This window comes from Acidobacteriota bacterium, assembly GCA_028874215.1.
Lineage (GTDB): Bacteria > Acidobacteriota > UBA6911 > RPQK01 > JAJDTT01 > JAJDTT01.
This window is the reverse complement of the sequence record JAPPLF010000068.1, coordinates 21767-45116: the sequence shown is the minus strand read 5'-3', so window position 1 is coordinate 45116 and position 23350 is coordinate 21767. Positions and strand designations below refer to the sequence as shown.

Sequence of the window (23350 nt, the reverse complement as noted above, 5' to 3'; positions counted from 1 at the left end):
TTGGGGGGGGGGGGGGGGGGCGGGGGGGGGGTGGGGGGTTGTTTTTTTTTTTTGGGGGGGGGGGGGGGGGGGGGGCCCCCCCCCCCCCCCCCCCCCCCTTTGCGCTTCCGGGCTACCACGCCGCGTCAAGGCAGCGCGAAAACAAACAGGGTCGAGCCGGCCCGAAAATCCTCCGTCTCGGGCCAGAGTTGGGGCATGAGGCCGGCCACCGCCGATCCCCAGCCGGACGGCGTGGCGATATACTGGCGTCCCGCCACCGAGTAGGTGATGGCCGAGCCCCGGTGCCCCGACCCGGTCTGAAAGCTCCAGAGCTTTCGTCCCGTCATGGCGTCCAGCGCGAAAAACAGCCCCTCCGCGTCACCACTGAACACCAGGTCACCGGCCGTAGCCAATTGCGAGGCCAGAAAGGGATACGGCGACCGGCAGCTCCAATGCTTCTTTCCCGTCAGCGGATCGTAGGCGTCCAGGTGTCCGTGATGGTCGACTCCCGGCACCTCCTTCAATTTGAAGACACCTCCGAAAAAGTTCATCCCCTCCTGAGGCTCCTCTTCCCGGGCCGTCACCTCCTGGCACCATTCGATTCCGGTGGTGTAATACCACCCGGTTCTCGGAGAATAGGCGCCCTGGTTCCATTGCCTGCCGCCGCCGATGGACGGGCAAATCAGCTTGGCCTTGTCCAGAACCGGCTCGTTGCGGCCGATCAGTTCACCGTTCGGGCCGACACCCTCGATCCAATTCAGATGGTCCACCACCGGCCAGGCTGAGATGAACTCGCCGGTCGTCCGATCCACGATGTAGGTGTAGCCCCCTTTGTTGGTGTTCAGGAGGAGCTTCCGGTCCCTTCCATTCACCCTAAGATCCAGAAGAACGCACTCGTAGGCCGAATCCCAGTCCCACACGTCATGCGGAATCTGCTGGTGGTACCACTTGAGCTCTCCCGTGTCCGGATCCAGGGCGATGACCGAGTCGGTGTACAGGTTGCTCCCTCGCCGGTCCCCCCCGTAGAAGTCGGCCGCCGGATTTCCCACCCCCCAATAGAGGAGGTCCAGGTGGGGGTCGTAGGAACCGGTCATCCAGGTCGCACCGCCGCCAAACTTCCAGCTGTCCCCCTCCCACGTCTCGTGGCCCTTCTCGCCCGGACCGGGGATGGTGTAGAAACGCCAGGCCAGACGTCCGGTGGCCGCATCGAAGGCGGTCAGGTAACCCCGGTGAGCCGAGTCCCCCCCGGTGACGCCGACGATCACCTTGTCCTTCACCACCAGCGGCGCACCGGTGATGTTGCAGCCGCACTGCTTCAAGTCCTCGACGTTGACCTTCCACAGTTCGCGCCCCGTCTTCCGATCCAGGGCCACGACATAGTTGTCGAGAGTGCCCATGAAGACGCGCGGGCCGGAGACCGCGACGCCCCGGTTCCAGGGGCTGTAGATAATCCCGATCTGCCGCGGATTCTCATAATAGTAGTGCCAGATCTCGTCTCCGGTCGCGGCGTCGATGGCAAAGACCCGGTTCCAGGACGAAGTCAGATACATGACGCCGTCCAGAACGATGGGGGTGGCCTGAAGTCCGCCGTCCACGATTCCGGTCTGAAAGGCCCAGACCGGAACCAGCTTCTTCACCGTCTTCCGATTCACCTGGTCCAGGGAGCTGTAGCGCCAGAATTGGTAGCTCCCTCCATAGTGGGGCCAGTCCGCCCCGGTGGGCCCGTCCTGTCCCCGCGCGGTTCCGGCCGTGAGGACGCCGAGAATCAGAACCGGCGGCAGGAGACGGAGTCCAAGTGAGAATCGATTCATGATCCGGAGTTTACCAGCCCGGTCCCGAACCCGCATGAGGGCCCGGGACAAGTATGAGAGACTGGACGCCCAGCCAGAAAGGAGAGCGGGTCGGGATGAAGAATTCGCTACGGGACCGAGTCGCCCTGGTGACCGGAGCAGGCTCCGGGATCGGGAGAGCCGCCGCTCTGGCCTTCGCCCGGTCTGGAGCCAGGGTCGTCGTCTCCGATGTCGATCCGGAAAAAGGCGCCGAAACCGTGCGGATGATGCCGGCGGCGTCGACCTTTGTCCAGACCGACGTCTCCGTCACGTCTCAGGTCAAGCACCTGATCCGCCAAGCGGTCGACCTTCACGGAAGGCTGGATTGCGCGTTCAACAATGCGGGCATCGAGGGCGCCATCGCCCGTTTCCACGAGTACCCGGATACGGTGTGGGACCGGATCATCCGGGTCAATCTCAAGGGGACCTGGCTCTGCATGAAGTACGAACTGCGGCAGATGCTGAAACAGGGGAAGGGCGCCATCGTCAACACCTCGTCGACTGCCGGCCATGTCGGCTCCCGGGGCCGGATGTCCGCCTACATTGCCAGCAAGCACGGAGTGCTCGGCCTGACCAGGACCGCCGCCGTCGAGTACGGAGCCAAGGGGATTCGCGTCAATGCGCTCTGTCCGGGAGCTGTCCGGACCCCCATGACCGACCGGCTCCTGGGGGCCGATGACGATCGTGCGGAACGGATGACTCAGTTCATTCCCATGGCTCGATTCGGGACTCCGGACGAGATTGCGAAAACGGCTGTGTGGCTCTGCAGCGACGCTGCTTCTTACGTCAACGGACTGGCGCTACCCATAGACGGCGGGTATCTGGCCCATTAGCGGGCGGGCACCTGATTCGCGGCGGGACGAGGCCTCACTCGCGAGCCGAGGCCGGGGTCAGCTCCCGAATCCGAAGGTCCCGCAGCAGGATGAAGCTGCCGGGGTCGTGGAGCTGAATGCCGATGGGCCCCGATTCGGGACGGCCGGGAATGGGAGTTCCTTCAGTGACCAGGTGTCCGTTGAGCCGCACCCTGATCACTTCCCGGCGCACCTCGATGTCGAACACGTTCCAGTCATCCGCCTTGCGTACATCCTCCCGGGCGGTCTGGACCATGTAGATGCTCCCCGTGAAATCCTGCTCCACGTCCAGATTGACGATCTGGACTTCGTAGGCGATCTGGGACGGAGTCCGGGCAAGGTCGGCCCCGGGACCGGACGTATAGCGCCCCCGGCTCGGATCGTGCAGCGCAATGCCGCTGTTGCCGCCCGGAGGGACCTTCCACTCCAAGTGGAGGTCGTATTCGTAGAATTCCCGGCGGGTGTAGAGCCAAGCCTGGTTGATGACGACCTTGAAGTCGGTCTTGAACCGGGAACGGTTCAGACGAGCCTTGATGCCATTGAGCCCGGGTTCGGGGTCGGGCGGATCGAAAGGATCCCACTGCCCCAGCAGGTAGCCTTCGGGAGTCGGCATCCAGAAACCCGACCCGACGGACTCCCACCCCTCCAGGTTCTTCCCGTTGTACAGAGCGATCCAATCGCCGGCGTGGGTCTGCGCCGGAGCCAGCATGAGCCACAACAGGACCCCTGCGATTCCGGCGCGAACTCTCTCCCGGTTCCGGACGCGAGCAACTCCGCAGTTTCGCATCACACCCGGATCTTACCAGCCCGAGAGTGACTCCGTCACACTCCAACGCCCCCCCGTTCAGACCGGGAGTGCCTATCAGACCTCTATGGAATCATGCTCTTGAACTTACGAATCGGACCTGGGACCAGAATTTTCCCGTCGGCTGCGGACGGTAGAGCGGAGACTGATCCGATGAAGATCCTCATGGGCACCATCAGCCACGAGACCAGCACCTTCACTCCCGTTCCCACCACCATTCGGAGCTTCAGCGAGAGGTTCGGGGAGCTTCAACCCGACCAGATCATCCCGGCGTTTCGGGGCGCCAACGTCCCCACGGGCGGCTTTATCAGCGGGGCTGAAGCTCACGGTTTCGAGCTGGTGCCGACCATTTTCGCGGAGGCCCATCCCAGCGGCCCGGTCCCCAAGCGCGATCTGGACCGCCTTCTGGACCGGATGCTGAGCCTCATGAAGGCCGCGTCTCCGGCGGACGGAGTCCTGCTGGAGCTCCACGGTTCCATGACGGCCCAAGGCATCGACGACGGCGAGGCCTACATTCTGGAGGCGGTTCGAGACCTGGTGGGGCCGGAGGTGCCCATCGTCGCCCAGTTGGACATCCACTCCAACGTCTCGCACCGCATGGTCGAACTGGCCGATGCCCTCATCGGACGGGAAACCTACCCTGAAGTGGACATGGCGGCGCGGGGCCGGGAGTGCGCCGACGTGATGGTCCGGATCGTCCGGGAGGGCTTGCGTCCCACCATGGCCCTCTCCCAGATCCCCATGTTCTGGGGTCTGAACCAGGTGACCGCGCACCCGCCCATGAGCGAAGCCATCGAGCGCCTGCACCGGTTGGAGGCCGAACCGGGCGTCGTGGCCGCATCCATTGCCACCTGTTTTGCCTTGGCCGACGCGCCGCACGTGGGAGCTTCGGTTCACGTGGTCACGGACAACGACCGGGCCTCGGCGCAACGCCACGCCGACGACCTGGCGGCGTGGATCTACCGGCGCCGGGCCGATTGGCATCACCATCTTCCCTCCACGCAGGAAGCCCTGGCCAAGGCGGAAATGCTGGGCCGCTATCCGGCGGTCTTCGCGGACAAAAACGACAATACGGGCGGCGGTTCTCCGGGGGACAGCACAGGGATGCTCAGAGCCTTTCTGGACCGCGGCCTCAAGGACGCCTGCGTCCTCTACATCGTGGACCACGAATCCGCGGTGGCCTGTCATCGCGCCGGCGCCGGCGCCACCGTATCGCTCCGGGTCGGGGGCAAATCGACCCCCAGCCAGGGACCGCCGGTTCCCGTGGAGGCCGTTGTGGAAGCCGTTTCCGACGGAGAATTCGCCTACAACGGCCCCATGTACGCCGGCCTGCGGGGAAGCATGGGAGTCTCGGCCCGGATTCGAGTCGACGGCGTTCACATCCTGTTGGTCAGCGTTCGGGAGCAGCCCTTCGACACCGCCTTTTCTCTCACACTGGGGCTCGATCCCAAGAAAATGCGATACATCGGCCTGAAATCGGCGGCGCATTTCCGGGCCGGCTACGAGGAGTGGGCCGGCCAGATCCAGGTCGTATCGGAGCCGGGGGTCCACAGTCCGGACGCCATCACGTACCAGCGGCTGGGCCGCCGGGTGTATCCACTCGGAGAGAAGTGAGAAACAATGAGGACTGACGAGAGCGGAATCGCGGGCGAGCGAGCAAGAGGTGCACCGAAAGCGTCACGCTCGTCACTTCTCGCTCCCGTCTTCTCCGGTCCGGCTTTGCGTTCGGGATCGCCGGAGCTAGAATCCCGGAATTCGTGGCGATTGCCGCGGCCCCTGGGGAAGGGCGCAGGAATGACCCGGCAGCAACAGGACGATCTCGCGGCCGTCAGCTCCCGTTTCGCCGTGCACGGCGACCTGGAGGAGATTCGCCCCTACGGGAACGGCCACATCCATGACACCTACCTCGCCAGCTACCGGCATCGGGGTCACCGGAAGCGTTACGTTCATCAGCGGATCAACCAGCGGGTCTTCCGGGATCCGCCCGCCCTCATGGGAAACATTCAGCGGGTCACCCGGCACCTCAGGCTGAAGCTCCGGCAGGCTGGAGTCGAAGATCCGACGCGCCGTTCCCTGACCCTGGTGCCGGCAAACGACGGCTCCAGCTTTGTTCAGGATCCTGCCGGGAACTACTGGCGTACCTACGACTTCGTCGAAGGCGCTTCGACCCATGACACCATCGCCTCGCCCCGGATGGCCTATGAGGCGGCCCGCGCTTTCGGGCGCTTTCAGAAACTGCTTCTGGACCTGCCGCCCCCGCGTCTTGACGAGACCATCCCCGGCTTCCACGATACGGAACTCCGGTTCGGTCAGTTCCTCTCGGCGTTGGAACGGGACCCCTGGAATCGTGCCCGGGACGCCGTGGAACAGATCCGATTCGCCCACTCGTCGGAGCCGCTGATCCGGGTGCTGCCCCGCCTCCGGAGGCAGGGCCGGCTGCCCGAGCGGATCGCCCACAACGACACCAAGATCAACAATGTCCTGCTCGACGCGGCGACCGGCAAGATGCTGTGCGTCATCGACCTGGACACGGTCATGCCGGGCCTTTCCGTTCATGATTTCGCAGACCTGATGCGGACCGGCTCCGGAACCCATCGGGAGGACGAGCGCGACCTCTCCAGAGTGGGCGTCGAGATGCCTCTCTTCGAAGCTCTGGCTCGAGGTTACCTGGCGGAGACCGCCCACTTTCTCACCCCGACCGAACGGCAATACCTCCCCTTCTCGGGACAACTCATCGCCTACGAACTGGGTCTCCGCTTCCTCACGGACCATCTGGAAGGGGACGTCTATTTCAAGATCCGAAGGGAGGGTCAGAACCTGGATCGCTGCCGCGCCCAGTTCAAACTGGTGGAATCCATCCGACAGCACCAGGAGCAGATGGTGAGGCTCGTGGAAAAGATCGCCGGCCGCGCCCCTTCCAATGCGGTTCGGAATAGGGGTAGCCGCCCGAATTGAGGAAATTGTCCGGCGGCCGGAGACGAATCCCGGACGGCAGGCACTACTCGTAGCCCAGGGCCGTGACCGGGTCCATCTTGGCCGCCTTCCACGCGGGATAGAGAGCGCCCATCACGGTTCCGCCCATGGAAATCCCCACCACCGCCACCCGCCAGAGGGGCTGGATAATCACGGGCAAGGAGGGAAAATTGACCGCAATCAGGCTGAGGACTCCCCAGGTCAGGAGGAAGCCGGAGATCAGGCCCAGCACCGAGACCAGCAGCGACTCCTCGAGAAAGAGGCGGACGATATAGGACTTGGAAGCCCCCAGGGACTTGAGGATTCCGATTTCCCGGGTCCGCTCGACAATGGTGCTGTAGGTGGCGGTGAGCGTCACCAGGAAGCTCATGGCCACGGCCAATGCGACGATCACCAGGAGGAACTCGCGGAAAACGGGTGTGGTGGAAGTGAAGAGTTGATCCAGGTTCCTGGTGGCTGTCACATTGTAGTTTTCGAACCGGGTTTCCAGCGCCGTTCGCACTTCGTCGTGGGACCTTCCGTCCTCGGCACGGATGAAGAAGACCGAGCACTTGCCCGGGGTCCCGTTGATCCTCTGCAGGGTCTCGAGTGGGATCATGGCCCGGCCGGCGGTTCCCCTCTGGTAGATCCCGGTTATCTTGAAATCGTGCCCGAGGAGATCGATTTCCTGTCCGACTTCGACATCGTTGGTGGAGGCGTAGAGTTCGTCGACGACCGCCTCATCCTCTGACTCGAAAAACCGGCCCTGGACGAACTTCAGTCCATCATTGACTCTCCGGAAGCTGGCCGCCTCCACGCCGAAGACCGCGAAGAAGTTCCTGCTGACGACCTTGACCATGATCGGAGTCGAAGCCTCGACGCCGTCCACCTTTTCGATGACCTGCCCGATCCTCACGTCCATGGCGCCGCTGTTGAGCGCCAGGAAGAAGGAGGCGTCCGGTGGCTGAAGCATGAAGTCCCCACCGATGCGGCGGGTCCGCTCGGCCTGATCGAGCAACTGCCCGTAGGAGAGTCCCACGCTGACCAGGACCAGCACCACGCCCAGGGAAACGGCCATGATGTTGACGCAGGTGCGGGTCGGCCGCTGGCGGAGGTTGGAGAGAATCAGGTGCCACATCATCGCATCACGCCTGGACCTCTGGCGGCCCCAAGTCTGAACCCGTTTCCAACCGGGACAAGGTTATCTTGCCTCATTGGAATACCTGCATAATTTTATTCGCTCGCAAGTCCGGGGTGCAACTTGGGACCTGAGGGAAGACGTTGACTCTGCACGCGTTCGCGCCCATTCTGATTGGCGACACCAGGGACCATGACGCGCCGCACTTCAAGAAAGGATCCCGCCATGACCCATCAGCCGGCCCTGCAGCTCGGGATGTTCCTCATGCCCGTGCACGATCCGGACAAGCCACTGGCCCAATGCTTCGACGAGGACCTGGAACTGGTCGTGCGATGCGAGGAACTGGGATTTTCGGAGTTCTGGGTGGGAGAACATCACTCCTCCAGCGTGGAAAACATCGTCATGCCGGAGATCTTCATCGGCAAGGCGTTGGGAATGACCTCGCGAATCCGGATCGGACCGGCTCCGGTCTGCCTTCAGTACCACCATCCGGCCCACGTCGCGTCGCGCCTGGCCTTTCTTGACCACCTGTCCCACGGGCGCCTCAATCTCTGTTTCGGTCCCGGGGCGATCCCCAGCGACATGGAGATCTACGGCGTCGATCCGAAGCAATCCGGCGGTCTGGTCGGCGAGGCCATCGAAGCCATCCTGGGAATCTGGAGCCAGGAACCCCCCATCGAGTTCCACGGGAAGTTCTGGGACTTCCGTCTCTCCGAGACCATCGACCCGGAAATGGGCGTGGGCGTCCTCCACAGGCCGCTGCAGCAACCTCACCCGCCCATCATGGTTCCGTGCATCACCCGCGACTCGGTGGGCGTCGAGAAGGCGGCCGGCCGCGGCTTCCTTCCCATCAGCCACCACATGGTGTCGACAGAAACCTTGCAGAACCATTGGTCGACCTACGAGTCGGGAGCCCGCCGACACGGCCGCCGCGCGCGAATCGACGACTGGAGGGTCGCCCGCAACGTCCTCGTGGCCGAAACCACCGGGGAGGCCCGCCGGCTCGCCGCCGGAAACTCCATGGGGAAATGCATCGAATACATCCTGGAGCTGACCCGGAGGGGCCCGGGCCTGGAGATCTGGAAACGGGATCCTTCCATGAGCGACGCTGATTGCAATCTGGACTATTTCATGGACGAGGTCGTGATTGCGGGGGACCCGCCCCGGGTCACGCAGATGCTCCGGGAATTGAGGGACCAGGTCGGCGGCTTCGGGACTCTCGTCCTGACCGCTCATGACTGGGACGACAAGCAGAGTTGGATCCGGAGTCTGGAGCTCATGGCTCGGGAGGTGATTCCTGCTCTGAACGCCGGTCCTTCCGAGCCGGCGGAGACGAATTGATTCGGAAGCCGAACATGACGCGAGGGAGAAGCAATTCATGAGGCTCATCGGGTTCATACTGCTCTGCTGGTCCATGCAGTCGGTTGCCGGGCCCCAGGAAACACCCGTCGGTTCCCGCTGGTGGCCTTCCGAGTGGGGCGCCGGGGATCAACGCGGCGCCGCCAACCGGATCACGCCGGCCAAGGTCCTGGAAGCCGGCCGGCTCATCCGCACCGGCAAGATCTATTCCCTGGGTCAGGTCTACCAGGAAGGGATGCCGCTGGCGGGCAAGCGGCATTTCAAGCTGACCATTCCGGGATCCCCGACTTCGGGCGACCCCACAGGAACCAATGGACTCGTGGGATTCGACGAGATGTTCAGCGGGGAGATCGGTCAGGTGGGAACCCAGTTCGACGGACTCGGCCACGTGGGCGTACGGCTGCCCGACGACGACTATTTCTACAACGGCTTCCGGCGGTCCCGATTCGCGACCCCCTACGGACTTCTGAAGCTGGGCGTCGAGAATGTGGGCGTCTTCTTCACCCGCGGAGTCCTCATCGACGTGGCTTCGTACAAGGGTGTGGATCGGATGCAACCAGGCGACGTCATCACCTCGGACGACCTGGAGGGCGCCCTGAAGCGACAGGGCGTGGAGGTCCGAGAGGGGGACGCGGTCCTGATCCGCACCGGCCACGAGAAACTTTGGATGCGGGACAACGATCAATACAACTCGGGTGAGCCGGGGATCGGCATGGAGGCGGCCCGCTGGCTCAGCAGCCGGAAAACAGTGCTGACCGGGGCCGACAACTGGGGCATCGAGGTGGTCCCCCACGAGAATCCGGACCGCCCCTTCGAAGTGCACCAGTGGATGCTGGTGCGACACGGGATCTACAACCTGGAGAATCTCACGCTGGAGGAGCTGGCGCGCGACAAGGCCTACGAGTTCGCCTTCATCTTCTCCCCTCTGCGCCTGAAGGGAGCCACCGGATCTCCGGGGAATCCCATCGCGGTTCGTTGATCCCGAGGACTTGACTATGGAGGCCTCCATGGACCCATCGCAGACATCCGGCGGCGGCCGCCGGCAACAGACCTTTTTCGGCCATCCCCGGGGACTCTCGACCCTCTTCTTCACCGAAATGTGGGAGCGCTTCAGCTACTACGGCATGAGGGCCCTCCTGGTCCTGTTCATGATCGACACCGCCAGCGGGGGCATGGGCATGGGCAAGGCCGAAGCGGGCGCCGTCTACGGCTTGTACACCTTTGCGGTCTACGCGCTGGCACTCCCCGGAGGGTGGGTGGCCGACCGGCTCATCGGCCAGCGGCGCGCCGTCCTGGTGGGCGGGATCATCATCGCCGCCGGCCATTACGCGCTGGCGGTCCCGGCCGAGCTCACGTTCTACGTGGGGTTGGGATTGGTGGCGCTGGGCACCGGCCTGCTGAAACCCAACGTCAGCGCCATCGTCGGCGACCTCTACACGGGAAACGACGCTCGGCGGGACGCCGGTTTCTCCATCTTCTATATGGGAATCAATGTCGGCGCTTTCCTGGGGCCGGGGATCTGCTCCTTTCTGGGCGAGAAGGTGGATTGGCATCTGGGCTTCGGCGCCGCCGGCGTAGGCATGACCTTCGCCGTGCTGCAGTACGTGCTGGGACGCCGGCACCTGGCCGGGGCCGGCGAACTCAAGGGGGATGCCGCCGGCCTCCAGGCGCAAGCCCGGTCCCGCGGCCAATTCCTGATGGGACTGGGAGTGGTGGCCGCCGCGGCAGTGGCTCTGGTCGCTCTGACGTCGGCGGGGGTCCTGACGCTCACCGTCGAGGCCGTGGCCCGGACCGTCTCCCTCTCGATTTCGGTTCTGGCCGTCCTCTACTTCAGCTACGTGATCCTGTTCGCCTGCAGAGACGGCCTGGAGAGACGCAGGGTGGGTCTCATCTTCGTCCTCTTCATCGGAGCGGCGATCTTCTGGTCCGGCTTCGAGCAGGCCGGCTCCAGCATGAACCTCTTCGCCAAGGAACACACCGACCTGATGATCTTCTCCTGGGAGTTTCCCGCCGGCTGGCTGCAGCAGGTGAATCCCCTGCTGATCGTCATGCTGGCGCCCTTGATGGGGATGCTCTGGGTCGGCCTCGGATCGAGGAATCCGTCCCTGGGGGTCAAGTTCGCCTTCGCGCTCGCCTTTCTGGGAGCCGGTTTTTTCGTCATGGCCTGGGGTTCCCAATACGTCGCCGCCGGCAAGGTGAGCCCGGTGTGGCTGGTGACGACCTACTTTTTTCACACCGTCGGCGAGCTCTGCCTGAGTCCCGTGGGATTGAGCAGCATCACCAAGCTCTCCCCGGCGCGTCTCGTGGGACAGATGATGGGCACCTGGTTCATGGGAGCCGCCCTGGGAAACCTCATCGCCGGGCTCATGGCCGGACGACTCGAGACCATGACCGCCGAGGAGCTGTTCTTCAACGTCGCCGTCACCTCGGTCATCGCCGGGGCCGTGTTCCTGATCTGCGCGCGGCCGATCCGGTGGCTGGCGGCCGGCGTGAAATAGAAAGCTACCGGGAGCGGCTCTCGAATGATGGCCGTCGATCAGGTCACAAAACCCTGGCAAGCCCGTGATTTACGACTTGGTGCTCAATCACGCGAGAGGAAACGCCGAATTCTACGGCCAACTCATCAATGTCCTCGGCATCCACAACGGGGCCGGACACCTTTTTCCTCAAGCCACTTGACGGCGCCAGGAATTCGGCCGCAAAGGCACGATTACGCTGTTGCCGCTCGGAGTGTGCTCTCGTAAGCAACGTGTCCGTGCTGGGCGGAGCGAGGACTTCCGCAATGCCGCGGCAGAAGTGGAACCGCCAGTGATAGTCATCGAGGCTCCGAAAAGCGAACGCCGGGTTATCTCCTTCACCGCCGGTGATCACTCCGTCGATCAGCGGGGCCTCTTGGAAAACCACGGGCTGCCTCATTCGTGCAAGAGATTCCGGATCCTCACCAAGCGCCTCTGCGATGGCGGCATCAGTGGGTAGCGGATTGCCGTCCAGGTCCAATTCCCTCCGAAGGCGTCGCGCCGCGTCGTAACCTGCATCCCACGGATAGACGCCAACATAATCTGATCCCAGCAGGACTTGCGGAAGAACGCAATTGAGACGATCCAAACTGAGTCTGTTGGACTTGGCGTGATCGATGGCGCTGGCAATGGTAAGCGTGCTCTGTTTCAGGGTCACCGGCTCAAGTGCGGCGATCGCCTCTTCCAGTACCGGCCCATCCAACAATTCAGCGAGCCAGATCACGTTCTCGCGTCCCTCGTCATCCAGGTCGTAAGGATCCCAACCCAGACCGGCTGCGGTTTCGCAGAATTCAATCTCGTCCTTATCCCCCGTCTGAATTGCGGCCCACTCCTCCTCAAGGAACGTGCCTTCGACTCCAAGAGATGCGAGCCGTCGAATCACTCGATCGACGAGATCGGAGCAACTCTCCCGGAATTCGTTGCTGTCCGTCCAGACTTGCCCCTCGTCCAGGAATTCGACTCTCCCCCACAACGACTGATTACGCTTCCAGGCCAAGAGCGTTCGAGCACCCGAGGAAACGACCTCCAGGTCAGGGAAAGCATACCCCTCCCGTCCTGAGCGGAGCGCGTGTCGGCGACGGAACGCAGGATCTGCTTCCTTGACCGGATTACGGTATTCATGTGTCAGGAACCACCAGTTCGTGGCCAGCCATTCCGCCAACGGGTACAGAGGTACGTGAACGAAATCGCGAACCGTCTTGGCCCGTTCGTCGAGCACACGCGTAACAACCGAGTCGCCGGCGTGAATTTGAAGAGACGCCCATGTCGCGGACAATTCAGGGCCATTGATCCCTTCCGCATCCACCCAATCGATGTCGAAACTAAGTCTCGGCATACAATCCCTCAACGCCTTCCGGCCATTCGTCCTTCTCGAGTGGATAGCCCTTGTACGAACCGTTCCCCCGGTTCACCAGCCGACCCTCAAAGACAGTCTCGCCATCCTTGTACCACACATAACGCGGGAAACCACTTCCCCATGGGGCACCGGTCGCGCCGCGACGAATTGCAGAACGCAACCATCCATGGATCATCTGCTGGTCCGAAATCTCCCGAGGGCAACATGAAGCGTCCGCCCGCAGGCGGGGTTGACCGTCACAGAGGCCGAACCTCACCCCTTTCGGTTCCGGTACTTGGAGCGGCGGTAGCTGGCCGGTTTCATCCGCACCTTGCCGCACTTGGGGCAGCGCCATTTCTCATGGTTGTGGGCCCGGTGGGCGGCGACCTTCATCTTCGTCCGGCACCGTGGACAGGTCATGCGCCGGTCAAATTCCTTTGCAAATTGCCCAATTCGTCCCCGATTGTCTCACGGCCCGTCCCCTGCAGAATCGCGGGTGAAACGGGGCCGGGAATCGGCGGGGCCGGAGCATTCAGCCGCCGAATCCCGGACGAAGAGTGGGGGACAAGAATGTCCCCCCTCCAATCAGAAGACGAATCGGACCCCGAAGCGGGCCGCGATCGGGTCCAGGAACCGGTCCTGCTGCAGGAAGCGCGGATCCTGGGTCGCGCCCTGGGAGGCGGCTATGGCGCGATAGTCGTAGCCGTTCAGGACCTGCGAGGCGGGATCGCCCGGTTGCCACAAGGGAAGGGACTGGCGGTACAGGCTTCGAAATGTCCGCAAGCCGGTCTTCTGGTTGAAGAGATTGATGACGTTGAAGTTGATCTCGAACGATCGGGTCTCGTCCCGGAAAGGGTAGAAGCGCTGGACGAGGGAGAGGTCCGTCTGGGTCCAGAACGGGTTTCGCCCGTCGCTGCCGCGATTGTCCACGATGACATCCACATGTTCCAGGTCGACGGTCCGGGTGATGGGCGTTCCGCTCATGGCGCGGAAAAAGCCGCTCACGGCCATATTCCACGGCGTGATCCACATCCCATTGACCTTGAGTTGGTGCGTTCGGTCGGTGCCCAGCGGTCCGTCGATCAGGTTGCCGGCGGAGTCGTAGTTCAGGAACCAGAGATCGAAATCCCGGTCGACGTTGGGACTGAGGCGGCCGTTTTCGTCGGAGCTTCCCAGGCCCGAATAGAGGCCGTACAGCCTCGAGACCACGTAGGCGACGTCTGCAAACCAACTGTCTCGGATGGACTTGCGCAAGCGGAATTCGGCGGCATTGTAGGTTCGCTTTGGTTTGGGGGTGGCCGGCAGCCCCGCTTCCAGGAAACGGTCGACCGACAGGCCTCGTCCCGGGTTGGTGATGTAGTAGGCTTCGCCGGCCGGGGTCTGGCGGCCCACGTCCTCGATCGCCTCGTCCAGATTCTTTCGCGTATACCGGAAAGAAACCACATAGTCCGTCGCGGCCTCAAACTCGGCCCCGGCCACGACTCCCGTCATGCGCATGGGCTTCAGGCTTGGATCCAGATCCTCGAAAGACGGAAGTCTCCAGTTCCTGGTCTCGACGAAGGTCCCGGGATAGTTCCCCTGGCCCGACAGCCCGCCGACCCGGGTCCAATCCAGCGTCGTGTCGTCCATCAGGTAGTAATTGCTCAACCACTTGAACCCGCCGAACGAGCCGTTGGCCATCTCGAGCTTCATGGCGTCGTAGAACCGCGCCCAACTGCCGAAGACCTTGACCTTCGCGTTCCCCAGGAGGTCATAGGCGAAGCCCAGGCGGGGCGCGGTCTTGTCCAGAAAGCCCCACTTGAAGACGGCTCCGGAAAATTCCGGAAGATCGCTGAAGGAGGGGATCTCTTCGCGTTCGAAGCGAAGGCCCAGGTTCAGGGTGAGGGAGCCGTTGATGGTCCAGGCGTCCTGGAAGAACAGGGCATGGCGGAAAGTGGCGACGTTCGCCACGACGCCGAACGGCGTCCTCACCGAATAGTAGCCGCAAGGATCATAGCGCACGCCGTCCTGACCCGTGCAGACGCTGGTCCGGACGGTCCCGTCCACGGTGTTGTAGGGCCGGGCGTAGTAGTGAAGGACGTAGTCGAACTTGTAGGCGTTGTTGACGTCGTGTGCGAGCCCGTTGAACTGCCAGCCGAAGCGAAGGTCATGCTGCTGGCCGGCCAGGGTGGCCAGATAGTTCCCACTGAGAGATACGGTGCTCTTTTTCTGGAAATCCTGGGAGGTATTGAAGCTTGCCGAATGGCCGATCGAAGAGAAGCCGCGTGGTCGATAGAGGGGGTCTTCCGGCGAATACCCGATCAGTCCCGGGGTTTGGGGAAACCTGTGACGGACCTGATTCGGCCCCAGCAGTTGTTCTGTTTGAATGGCATTCAGTCCCCAACGGGCATCCAGGATCGCCACCGGGGACGGCGTGAAGGTCATGGCTCCCGTCACCGTGTAGCCGGGATGTTCGAACCCTTCCTTCTCCCACTCGAAGTCCGGGTTGGAGGTGCCGTCGCGATGGGGCAGTCCACCCTTCCATTTCGACCGGTCCGATACGTATGAGGACATCAATCGGACTCTCTCCGCGGGTTGGAAATCGAACTTGACGGTCGTGCTACGGAGCTGATCCTTGCGCTTGAAGACGCCCGTTTCTCCGGATGTGAAGGTTATGGAGCGCGTCCGGTTTCGGACTTGCGGGAGGAGCGCGCCGAAGAACCAGATGCGGTCGCGCCAGATCGGACCTCCCAGGGTGAAGCCAAATTCATTGATCGCCTCATCGTCTTCGGCGTCGAACACGTATTCGGCCACGTCGACGGCCTGGGACGGGTCCAGGCGCAGCCGCCTGCTCGGGGCGCCGGTCAGTGTGCTGCCGCTACCGTACCAAAGCACGCTTCCGTGAAAGTCGTTCGATCCGCTCTTGGTCCGGATGCTGAGCACGCCCCCCATGGCGCCGCCGAACTCCGCCTCGTAACCGGCGGTCTTCAATTGGAACTCCTGCACCGTTTCGACACGCAGGTTCTGATTGTTCAACCCGTTGTACATGCTCGTCGTATCGACACCGTCGATATAGAAGACGTTCTCCGCGCCCGAGGAACCGTCGACGGAGATACCACGGACGTTCTGCCCCCGGTAGGTCACGTTGCCCGCCTGGGCTTCGACGTTGACGCTCGGCGTGAAGCGCGCGTAGTCGCTGAAGTCCCGGCCCCCGGGGGCGTCGGTGATCCGTTGCCCGGTGTAGATCGACGCCGACTCGCTCTTGAACGTATCGATGGCCGCTTGGCCCGCCTCCACGATGATCGTACTGTCGATCCCGCCGACTTCGAGGGGTATCTCAACGGCAAATATCCGGCCGGCCTGGACGGCGACGTCTTCGTTCACCGCGGTCCGGAACCCCGGGAACCGGACGGTCACCGCGTAGGTTCCGGGCGGCAGGTTGTTCTTGATCACCAATCCCTGATCATCGGAGACTCCGAAGTCCGGCCGGATCAACACCCGGCTGCCGAACTCGACTTCGGCGCCGGGAATGACGCTGCCGGTCCGGTCGGTGACGAGGACTCGGAGACCGCCCACCTGCTGCTGCGCAACGACAGGAACGTGCATGGCAACCAAGCTGACGATCGCCACCGGAATCAGGGCCTTCGGGAGCGCTTGCAATCGCCGGAGGTCATGGCAGAGCACGTTGGCAGCGTAGTAGACTGGGCGCCAAAATGCAATTCCTGTGAGGGAGACACCCCATGAACGCTCGATTTCACCGCCGGGAGTTTCAGAAGCGATTGACCCTGCTCCTGGGAGGCGCTTCGCTGGGTACCATCGGCGGGTGCTCTTCGGGAGAGGAGGGACAACCGGCATCCAGCGGCCCCGGCCTCGGGATCCTGAGCGTGACTCGGGGAGGTCCGGACCTGACCGTTCCCCCCGACGTTCCCGAGGGCAAGAGCTGGCGCTACGGACTCATCTTTCCGTTCCAGGTGGCTCCCCGCATGGCCGCCGCCTTCGTCAACATCCGGATCCGCAACGGCGTCATGGCGCCGGCCCGCAGCGGCGACGACTACGAGGTGGGCAACGACGTGGTCCTCTTCGACGACCTCAGCCGTCCCCCTTCCGCACCCGCCGTACCGGTGACCCGAAACCACGAGCAGGCCAATCCCAACTCCGACCCGCCCAACCAGCCCGCCATCATGGTCAAGTACCCCATGAGAGGCGGATTCGTTCCCCTGGGAGCCAAGAACCCGGACGGTTCTCCCCACCCCCACGCCGGGACCGGTTTCGGGATCGACACCGGATTGGCGCGGCACCCGGGCGACCCCAAGAGCGCCCACGGGGGAGGGATGTACGAGGACGCCGAACGTTACCAGATCATGGAGGTCTTCCAGTTCAGCTACGACGGAGGCCAGTTCCGGGTGACCGGCGAGGAGAGGGTTCTCCCCACCGATCTGGTTTCCGGCTGGAACATCAGCAACGGCAGCCTCACCAACGCCATCGCCGACGGGGACGACTTGCTGCTGGGCATGCACGCCTCCAGGGTGGCAGAGTCCGGCGAACCGGTCCCCGGTGGATCCGGCGTCCTGCGCTGGCGGCGGACCAACGGCTTGTGGCGCCCCGTCTCTTTCGTTTCGGTGACCGGCACGGACGGGTCGACCGAGCCCAGCCTGATCCGCGACACCAACGGCGACCTGCTCTTCTCGGCCCGGGGCAAGGGGGGCACACGACCCCACGCCATACGCGTCTGGCGCTCCCGGGACGGTGGTGAGACCTGGGAAAAGATCATTCACGTGGTGGGCGTCATCTCCAGTTGTCCCATCACTCTGAACCAGGCGGCGGACGGGACTCCTTACATCGCCTCCAACATGTACCTGGTGCCATTGGACCCCATACCCAAGCGCTTCCGGATACCGGCCGACACGGAAGGCCGCGTCCGGGGAGGCGGATGGACCCGGCAGAAACTGTACCTCTGGCCCTTGAGCGACGACCGGACCAGCCTGGAGGCGCCGATCCTGGGCCGCCACTGCAAGGCCGAATTCGGTCCGGCTCCGAGCGGTTCCATGTGGCGGGTGGACCATCCCTCGTCCACCACGGTTCAACTGGCCGACGGCAACTGGCACAACGTCATGGGATACCGGATCCACGACGACGTGGAGAGCCACGAGTTGCCGTCTCCACCCCAGACGGGGGCGTACCTGGAAGAGGTCATCTCTGCGGGAGAACCGATTCCCAACTGGAGATTCTGAGGAATGAGGCAATCACCCCCACCGGCGCGATCCGCCGGAGGCCCGGTGGGAAAAGGGTAGGAGCAGCGGTTTCCCAACCGCCGGATCCGAAATGAGAAAAAGGGCGATTGGACATCGCCCGCCTTGGAGCGCATCATGACCAGTTCACTGACGAGACGCAGCTTTGCGAACGCCATGGGATTCGTTTTGGCCGGTTCCGGCGGGGGGACGCTCACCATGACCAAGGGCTCCCCTGACGTCGCCGTCCCTCCCGATCAGCCCACAAACGAGACCTGGCGATACGGCCTGACGTTTCCCTTTCAAGTCTCCTCCGACACGGCGGCCATTTTCTGCAACATCCGCGGCCAGTCGGGCCATGACTACGAAATCGGGACCGATGTCTTTCTCTTTCGCGAATTCTCCGGCCTCCGGGAGCGCGAAGCCATTCCCATCTCCCGCAACCACGAGGAGACGAATCCCCACTCCGATCCTCCGGGCCAACCGGCCATCATGGTCAAGTACCCGGTCCGGGGCGGCTTCGTCCCCATGGGCGCATTGCTTGCCGACGGATCGCCCCATCCCCACGCGGGAACCGGATTCGGATGCAGCCAGGTCATCGCCTGGACTCCGGACCGGAAGGGGGTCTACCCCCAAGACCGTCGCGAAGACTACATGGAGGTTTACCAGCTGGCCTTCGACGGCCGGCAGTTCCAGGTCACGGCGACTGCGCGGCTGACGTTCGGCCGGCTTCTGCACGGCGCGGTGCTGTCCAACCCGGGAATCACCACGGCGATCCCCGACGGCGAGGACCTGCTCTTCGCCATGGGCGGCCGGATCGAGCAGGACCGGGGTTCGGGACTGACCCGCTGGCGCCGCGGCCGGGAGGGTTGGCGACCCGTCTCCTGGAGTCCCATCACCGGGCCCGACAAAGCCTTCGAGCCCAGCGTGGTCCGGGACCGGGACGGCACCCTCCTCTTCTGCGCCCGGGGGGGCCGCGGGCCCGACTACAACGACATCCGGGTCTGGCGATCGACCGGCGGGGACGCCCCCTGGAAGAAGGTCATCCACGTCCGCGGCGTCGTCTCCACGGCTCCCATCGCCATCAACAGGAGCCGCAGCGGAGACCCCTATGTGGCCTCCAACCTTTACAGCGTCCTGGAGGAACCGATGGTGCCGGGGCACCGGTATCCGCGTGACGAGCAGGGGAACACACGGCTGGGCGGATGGCTCCGGGAGCGCTTGGCGTTCTGGCCGCTGGACCAGGAACGGCGGGGCCTGGAGACGCCTCTCCTGGTACGCCATTGCGCCGGCGACTTCGGTCCGGCCCCGTCGGGGTTCACCTGGGGGGTGGACCACCCCTCCGCCCATACGGTGCGCCTGGCGGACGGGAAGTGGCACGACGTCATCGGCATGCGGATCTGCGATCTGGGGGAGGTCCTTCGAGGAGAAGCCCCGACTCCCCATACGGGCGCATACGTGGAAGAAGTGCTGACCGGAGGAGAGAGCCGGCCGGCATGGAGTTTCTGAGCAACGGCAACCCGTCGACAATCATCCCATGACCGATATCGAGCAAGCCTTTCGCATCCTGGACCTGAAGCCGGGAGCCACCGTCAAGGAAATCGTGGAGGCTCGTGACGATCTCCTGGCGCTGTGGGACCCGAGCCGCCTGAAATCGCACCCGCGGCTCCGGTCCAAGGCCGCCGTCAAGATCCGGGAGATTCACGACGCCTACCAGGTCCTGATGCAGCATCCCGGACAGAAAGAGGCCCGCGCCGACGCGGAGGCCTCCGTCGCAAGGGTTCCTTCTCCGGTTTCGGAGGCCGGCCCCGGTCCGTCGGCGGACGCGCCCCTTCCCCCCGCCAGCGGTACGGCGTCCCTCTTCGACGAGGTCTTTCGAGACCGCAAGACCGAGAAGCGGCGCCGCCTGCCCATGGCACCCATTCTGGCCGGAGCGGTGGTGGTTCTGTCGGCGGTCCTGGTCCTGCTTCTGATCGGCGGTGGAGAAGCTCCAACGGAAACGGCTCCGGCCGCCGTCACGGATCCCGCACCCGAGCCGCCGGTCCCCCCCGCGCCTGTCGGGACGCCCGTCGACGCCGGTTCCGGCCAAACTGCGGCTTCCAGCGCCACCACGGCCGTCGACTCGGATCCCGTCGAGACCGATGAATCCGGCGCCGGCACTACCCCGACCGCCTCCCCTCCCCAGCAGGAGATCAAGCCGCCACCGAAGGCACGGGCCGCCGCTGCGCCCGAACCGGCCCCCTTGCCACCCCCCAAACCGGAAAAGCCCAAGCCCCCGCGGCCGCCGCGCCCGGGGGACCGGCCGGTCCTGGTCCGGGAGCCTGACGGCGGGACAGCCCCGACCGCCGGCACACCCCCCGCGCCTGAGCGGAAGTCCGCCGACGAGGAGGCGGAAAAGCGCCAGTTGGAGGAGGCCGAAAAGGCTTACCGGGACCTGTTGTCGGGATCGAAGGCGGCGCAACGGCTGGTGGACGGCCAGGTTCCCAGCACGCGTTTCGCGGAATGGAGCATCGCCGGCCGCCGGGGCTCGGAACTCCTGGTGGATCTGATTGCCGAACAGTTCGGCGGACAACCGGTGCATTTTGTCTGGGGAGTGGACACGGCGACCGGAAGGGTGAAGGCGTTGAGCCAGGCGGCCCGCCAACTGGAACAGGTCGTTGCCGGAGAATGACGTGAAATGGACCATATCTTTTCCCAAAAGGAACGGCGGTTTCCTAACCGCCGGACGCAAAGCGGCGACGGAAGAACGGGCGATTGGAAATCCTTTGCTCTGACTAGATGAGTCAGGTGATAGACCATTTTTTATCAATAGTTTATCTCAATTCTCCCCTCTAAATGTTCCCTCTTGGTTCTTACCCGTTGCCTGTTTGTTGCCGGTTGCGTTTGGGAGTCTTCGGTAGCCTGTGCCTCCCGAATGCTGGCAAGCGCATGCGAACTGACGTACCCCGCATACCGCATGGTCGTGCTGATGGCCGAGTGGCCCATCAGCTTCTGCACCGTCCTCACGTCCACACCCTGCATCAGCCAGTGGCTGCACCGGAATCGCCTCAGATCGTGAAATCCGACCTTCAACCCAACTCTCTCGGCAGCGCAACGCAGAGGCTGGTCGGGATTCACCCATCTCGTCTCCGTCCGGCTGTTGACAAAGACGTATGAGGTGTTCAGGTACCGTGGGAGCCCTGTCAGATATCCGGTGGCATACTGCGACAGTGGGATCTCCCTCGTCCTGTCGTTCTTGGTGAGTTCCACCCAGAGCAATCCTCGGTCCAGGTCCACCCGCTTCCAGGTGAGCGACAATGCTTCTCCCTTTCGAATTCCCGTCTCGCCGATCACCGCGATCATGGCTTGCAGGTAGGGATTGTCCACCGCCTCGACCAGGTCGCGGAACTGTCGGACCGTCAAAGGCCGGAAGACCTTCTTCGGCTCCTTGAGTTTGGGGAACCGAATCAGCGGGTGCGTGTCCACTTCCCCGCACTCCAGCGCGTAGGAAAATAGCTTGCTGATGGCGGCGATGGCGCGGTTCACCGTGGCCGGTTTGACTTGTTCCTTCCTCTGGGCGACGTAGCGGTGCAGGTCCTTGCGTTGGAACTCCTTCAGGGGAATGTTCCCCAGCATGGCATTGAGGCTCTTGAACGAACCCTCATAGCTCCGCCAGGAACGCATGCGAGGTTTGCAGTACTCCTCGAGAAAACGCTCGTAGAAGCTGTGCACCGTCCAGATGGTGCGTTTCCCACCGGCGAGCTCCTCCTTGAGGTGCTTCCAGGTGCCGTCCAGGATGCTGGACTCGATTCGTGTTTGAAGCGCCTGTGCGCTCCGGTAGTTGGGGGCGTACATTCGGAGCCGACCGGATCCATGCGGCCAGTACTTGCTGACGACGAAACGTCGTCTCCCCCGGCGATCCTTCACCTTGTAGATGCCCATAGCATCTCCTCCTTTCCGGATCCGGGTTCTTCGCCATGAAGCGAATCGTACCACGGCTCCAGAGAATCGGCGTAGGCGTTCAAGTCCTCCAAGGCGAAGACCCGGCAGTGTCGGCCTACGGGAGGTGGATCTGGCGGCAGCGCTGGGCGATCGTTACGAGCAGACGATGATTTTCCATGTGGTGTCGGGACACTCGACGTTGCTAATGGATAGTACGGTCAAGGCAGAGCATAAGCTGAGCGTCTCGCTCGACAATCTAGTGGGGATGACGGTTGACCTCACTCCATCGGCAGAACTCACGATCGAGGAAATCACACCGGAGATCCGTCAACTCCCCGGCGGCCGGCCGATGCCGGTTTGCAAGCTCCGGACGGCTGCTGGCAGTGAAGCTCTGGATCCGGACGAAGAGGTGAAGGCCTACGCCTACTTCCTGTACGAATGGTTGTCGAGGCAAAGACTTGTATCCGAGCGATTCAGCATCATCAGCGTGATGGGTGAATCGATAGAGCCTACCTTGCCGCAAGGCTGCGTGATTCTTCTCGACCACAACCGAAAGCGACGCCTGTAAGGACACATCTTTGTGGTCCGCAAGAGAGATGGCTTGGTGGTCACGCGAACTCGGAATGACGATTCAGGCAAGTGGCTGCTGGTCAGCGTTCACCCGGATTGGGAGTCGGAACCATGAGGGGAGGCCGAAGTGATCGGAGAATTCAAGTAGATGGCAGGGACTGTAAAGATGTTTGCGGGCAATGAGCATCCGTCGGAATTTTCTGTGGGAGTTGAAGAAAATCAAGCAAGCTTGGTTCGACCTGAACTACCGACTTACCAGGGGAGCGCTCATTATCGCTACCTTCAGACTGACCTGGAACATGAAAAGGGAAGAGTTACAGCTAGTGATGGCCAAGGACTTCTACCGGGAATGTCTGCGAACGGCCAATCTCCCGAATTACAGATCAACGCCGCAAAATCGAATCAGCCACGCGCTAACCGCTAGGAAGAAAAGCCACTTTAAAATTTTCCCCTCGGTGATGAACAGACAGACCGCCAGGATGATCACGGCTGCTGGAGCTTGCCACAAGGCAACGGAAGGGTTTCGGCTCACTCCCCAGGTGAGCAGTCCGGTCTGGGTCAAGAGAGTGACCACGTAGACCCCACTAGCGAAGGGGGACGCTTTAATTTCATCCACGGAAGTACCCCAGGCTCCGCCGCTGATCTCACGGAGTAACGCCGTTTCAAACGCCGCTTCCGAGGTTGGGGTCTTCAGGGCGAGGATGCTCCCCCAACTCACGATTCCGACCGCGATAGTAGCTCCTAGAATCCACCCGCCGGGCTCCCACCAAATCCAGATTGTCACCAAGGAAACCGAGAGAGGTAGGATCGCAATCATTATCAACTACCCTCAGTACAATCGATTGGTTGCAGTTTATCAGGGAAGGTCTGATTAAGTCGAGTCAGCG

18 protein-coding genes are annotated in these 23350 nt (G+C 63.1%); 10 read left to right on the top strand and 8 right to left on the bottom strand.

Features of this window, described 5'->3' with window-relative positions; translation table 11 throughout:
- Positions 1 to 125 precede the first annotated feature (125 nt).
- Positions 126 to 1790 carry a PQQ-dependent dehydrogenase, methanol/ethanol family gene (locus tag OXT71_13585; protein ID MDE2927423.1) on the bottom strand — a complete coding sequence of 555 codons (1665 nt, stop codon included), beginning with the start codon at positions 1788 to 1790 and terminating at the stop codon, positions 126 to 128.
- Between the two features lie 95 nt (positions 1791 to 1885).
- On the opposite strand from OXT71_13585, the gene OXT71_13580 reads away from it, so the two are divergent.
- Positions 1886 to 2641, top strand: a complete 756-nt coding sequence (locus OXT71_13580) for a glucose 1-dehydrogenase (GenBank protein MDE2927422.1) — start codon at positions 1886 to 1888, stop codon at positions 2639 to 2641.
- A gap of 34 nt (positions 2642 to 2675) precedes the next feature.
- Here OXT71_13580 and OXT71_13575 read toward each other — a convergent pair whose 3' ends face one another.
- On the bottom strand, positions 2676 to 3446 hold the full coding sequence (locus OXT71_13575) for a DUF1080 domain-containing protein (GenBank protein ID MDE2927421.1): 771 nt from the start codon (positions 3444 to 3446) through the stop codon (positions 2676 to 2678).
- A gap of 171 nt (positions 3447 to 3617) precedes the next feature.
- On the opposite strand from OXT71_13575, the gene OXT71_13570 reads away from it, so the two are divergent.
- Positions 3618 to 5078 (top strand): M81 family metallopeptidase, encoded by a 1461-nt coding sequence (locus OXT71_13570; GenBank protein ID MDE2927420.1) that lies wholly within the window; start codon positions 3618 to 3620, stop codon positions 5076 to 5078.
- 180 nt (positions 5079 to 5258) lie between these two features.
- Positions 5259 to 6419, top strand: a complete 1161-nt coding sequence (locus OXT71_13565; protein MDE2927419.1) for a phosphotransferase — start codon at positions 5259 to 5261, stop codon at positions 6417 to 6419.
- 43 nt (positions 6420 to 6462) lie between these two features.
- On the opposite strand, the gene OXT71_13560 is transcribed toward OXT71_13565, so the two are convergent.
- Complete coding sequence (locus tag OXT71_13560; protein MDE2927418.1) at positions 6463 to 7557, bottom strand: ABC transporter permease; 1095 nt, start codon at positions 7555 to 7557, stop codon at positions 6463 to 6465.
- Positions 7558 to 7779: 222 nt separating this feature from the next.
- Between OXT71_13560 and OXT71_13555 the strand changes: the two genes are divergently transcribed.
- From OXT71_13555 to OXT71_13545, 3 genes are read left to right on the top strand one after another with little or no spacing between them, the layout of a single operon-like run.
- Entirely contained in the window at positions 7780 to 8895 is a 1116-nt protein-coding gene (locus tag OXT71_13555) for an LLM class flavin-dependent oxidoreductase (GenBank protein ID MDE2927417.1), read from the top strand.
- A gap of 37 nt (positions 8896 to 8932) precedes the next feature.
- Positions 8933 to 9892 carry a cyclase family protein gene (locus tag OXT71_13550; protein ID MDE2927416.1) on the top strand — a complete coding sequence of 320 codons (960 nt, stop codon included), beginning with the start codon at positions 8933 to 8935 and terminating at the stop codon, positions 9890 to 9892.
- A gap of 28 nt (positions 9893 to 9920) precedes the next feature.
- On the top strand, positions 9921 to 11411 hold the full coding sequence (locus tag OXT71_13545; protein ID MDE2927415.1) for a peptide MFS transporter: 1491 nt from the start codon (positions 9921 to 9923) through the stop codon (positions 11409 to 11411).
- Between the two features lie 43 nt (positions 11412 to 11454).
- On the opposite strand, the gene OXT71_13540 is transcribed toward OXT71_13545, so the two are convergent.
- The 3 genes from OXT71_13540 to OXT71_13530 form a co-directional block, all read right to left on the bottom strand.
- The gene (locus tag OXT71_13540; protein ID MDE2927414.1) at positions 11455 to 12765 is read right to left on the bottom strand and encodes an ImmA/IrrE family metallo-endopeptidase; all 1311 of its coding nucleotides are present in this window, start codon (positions 12763 to 12765) and stop codon (positions 11455 to 11457) included.
- Between the two features lie 273 nt (positions 12766 to 13038).
- Entirely contained in the window at positions 13039 to 13185 is a 147-nt protein-coding gene (locus OXT71_13535) for a hypothetical protein (GenBank protein ID MDE2927413.1), read from the bottom strand.
- Positions 13186 to 13350: 165 nt separating this feature from the next.
- Positions 13351 to 16404 (bottom strand): TonB-dependent receptor, encoded by a 3054-nt coding sequence (locus OXT71_13530; protein ID MDE2927412.1) that lies wholly within the window; start codon positions 16402 to 16404, stop codon positions 13351 to 13353.
- 80 nt (positions 16405 to 16484) lie between these two features.
- Between OXT71_13530 and OXT71_13525 the strand changes: the two genes are divergently transcribed.
- From OXT71_13525 to OXT71_13515, 3 genes are all read left to right on the top strand, one after another.
- Positions 16485 to 17975 carry a sialidase family protein gene (locus OXT71_13525; protein MDE2927411.1) on the top strand — a complete coding sequence of 497 codons (1491 nt, stop codon included), beginning with the start codon at positions 16485 to 16487 and terminating at the stop codon, positions 17973 to 17975.
- Between the two features lie 135 nt (positions 17976 to 18110).
- Positions 18111 to 19481, top strand: coding sequence for a hypothetical protein (locus tag OXT71_13520; GenBank protein ID MDE2927410.1), 1371 nt, complete (start codon positions 18111 to 18113; stop codon positions 19479 to 19481).
- A 28-nt stretch (positions 19482 to 19509) separates the two neighbouring features.
- Positions 19510 to 20643, top strand: coding sequence for a J domain-containing protein (locus OXT71_13515; protein MDE2927409.1), 1134 nt, complete (start codon positions 19510 to 19512; stop codon positions 20641 to 20643).
- Positions 20644 to 20777: 134 nt separating this feature from the next.
- On the opposite strand, the gene OXT71_13510 is transcribed toward OXT71_13515, so the two are convergent.
- Entirely contained in the window at positions 20778 to 21893 is a 1116-nt protein-coding gene (locus tag OXT71_13510) for a tyrosine-type recombinase/integrase (protein MDE2927408.1), read from the bottom strand.
- A gap of 124 nt (positions 21894 to 22017) precedes the next feature.
- On the opposite strand from OXT71_13510, the gene OXT71_13505 reads away from it, so the two are divergent.
- Positions 22018 to 22461, top strand: a complete 444-nt coding sequence (locus tag OXT71_13505; GenBank protein ID MDE2927407.1) for a hypothetical protein — start codon at positions 22018 to 22020, stop codon at positions 22459 to 22461.
- 378 nt (positions 22462 to 22839) lie between these two features.
- On the opposite strand, the gene OXT71_13500 is transcribed toward OXT71_13505, so the two are convergent.
- The gene (locus OXT71_13500; protein ID MDE2927406.1) at positions 22840 to 23181 is read right to left on the bottom strand and encodes a hypothetical protein; all 342 of its coding nucleotides are present in this window, start codon (positions 23179 to 23181) and stop codon (positions 22840 to 22842) included.
- Positions 23182 to 23350: the final 169 nt, after the last annotated feature.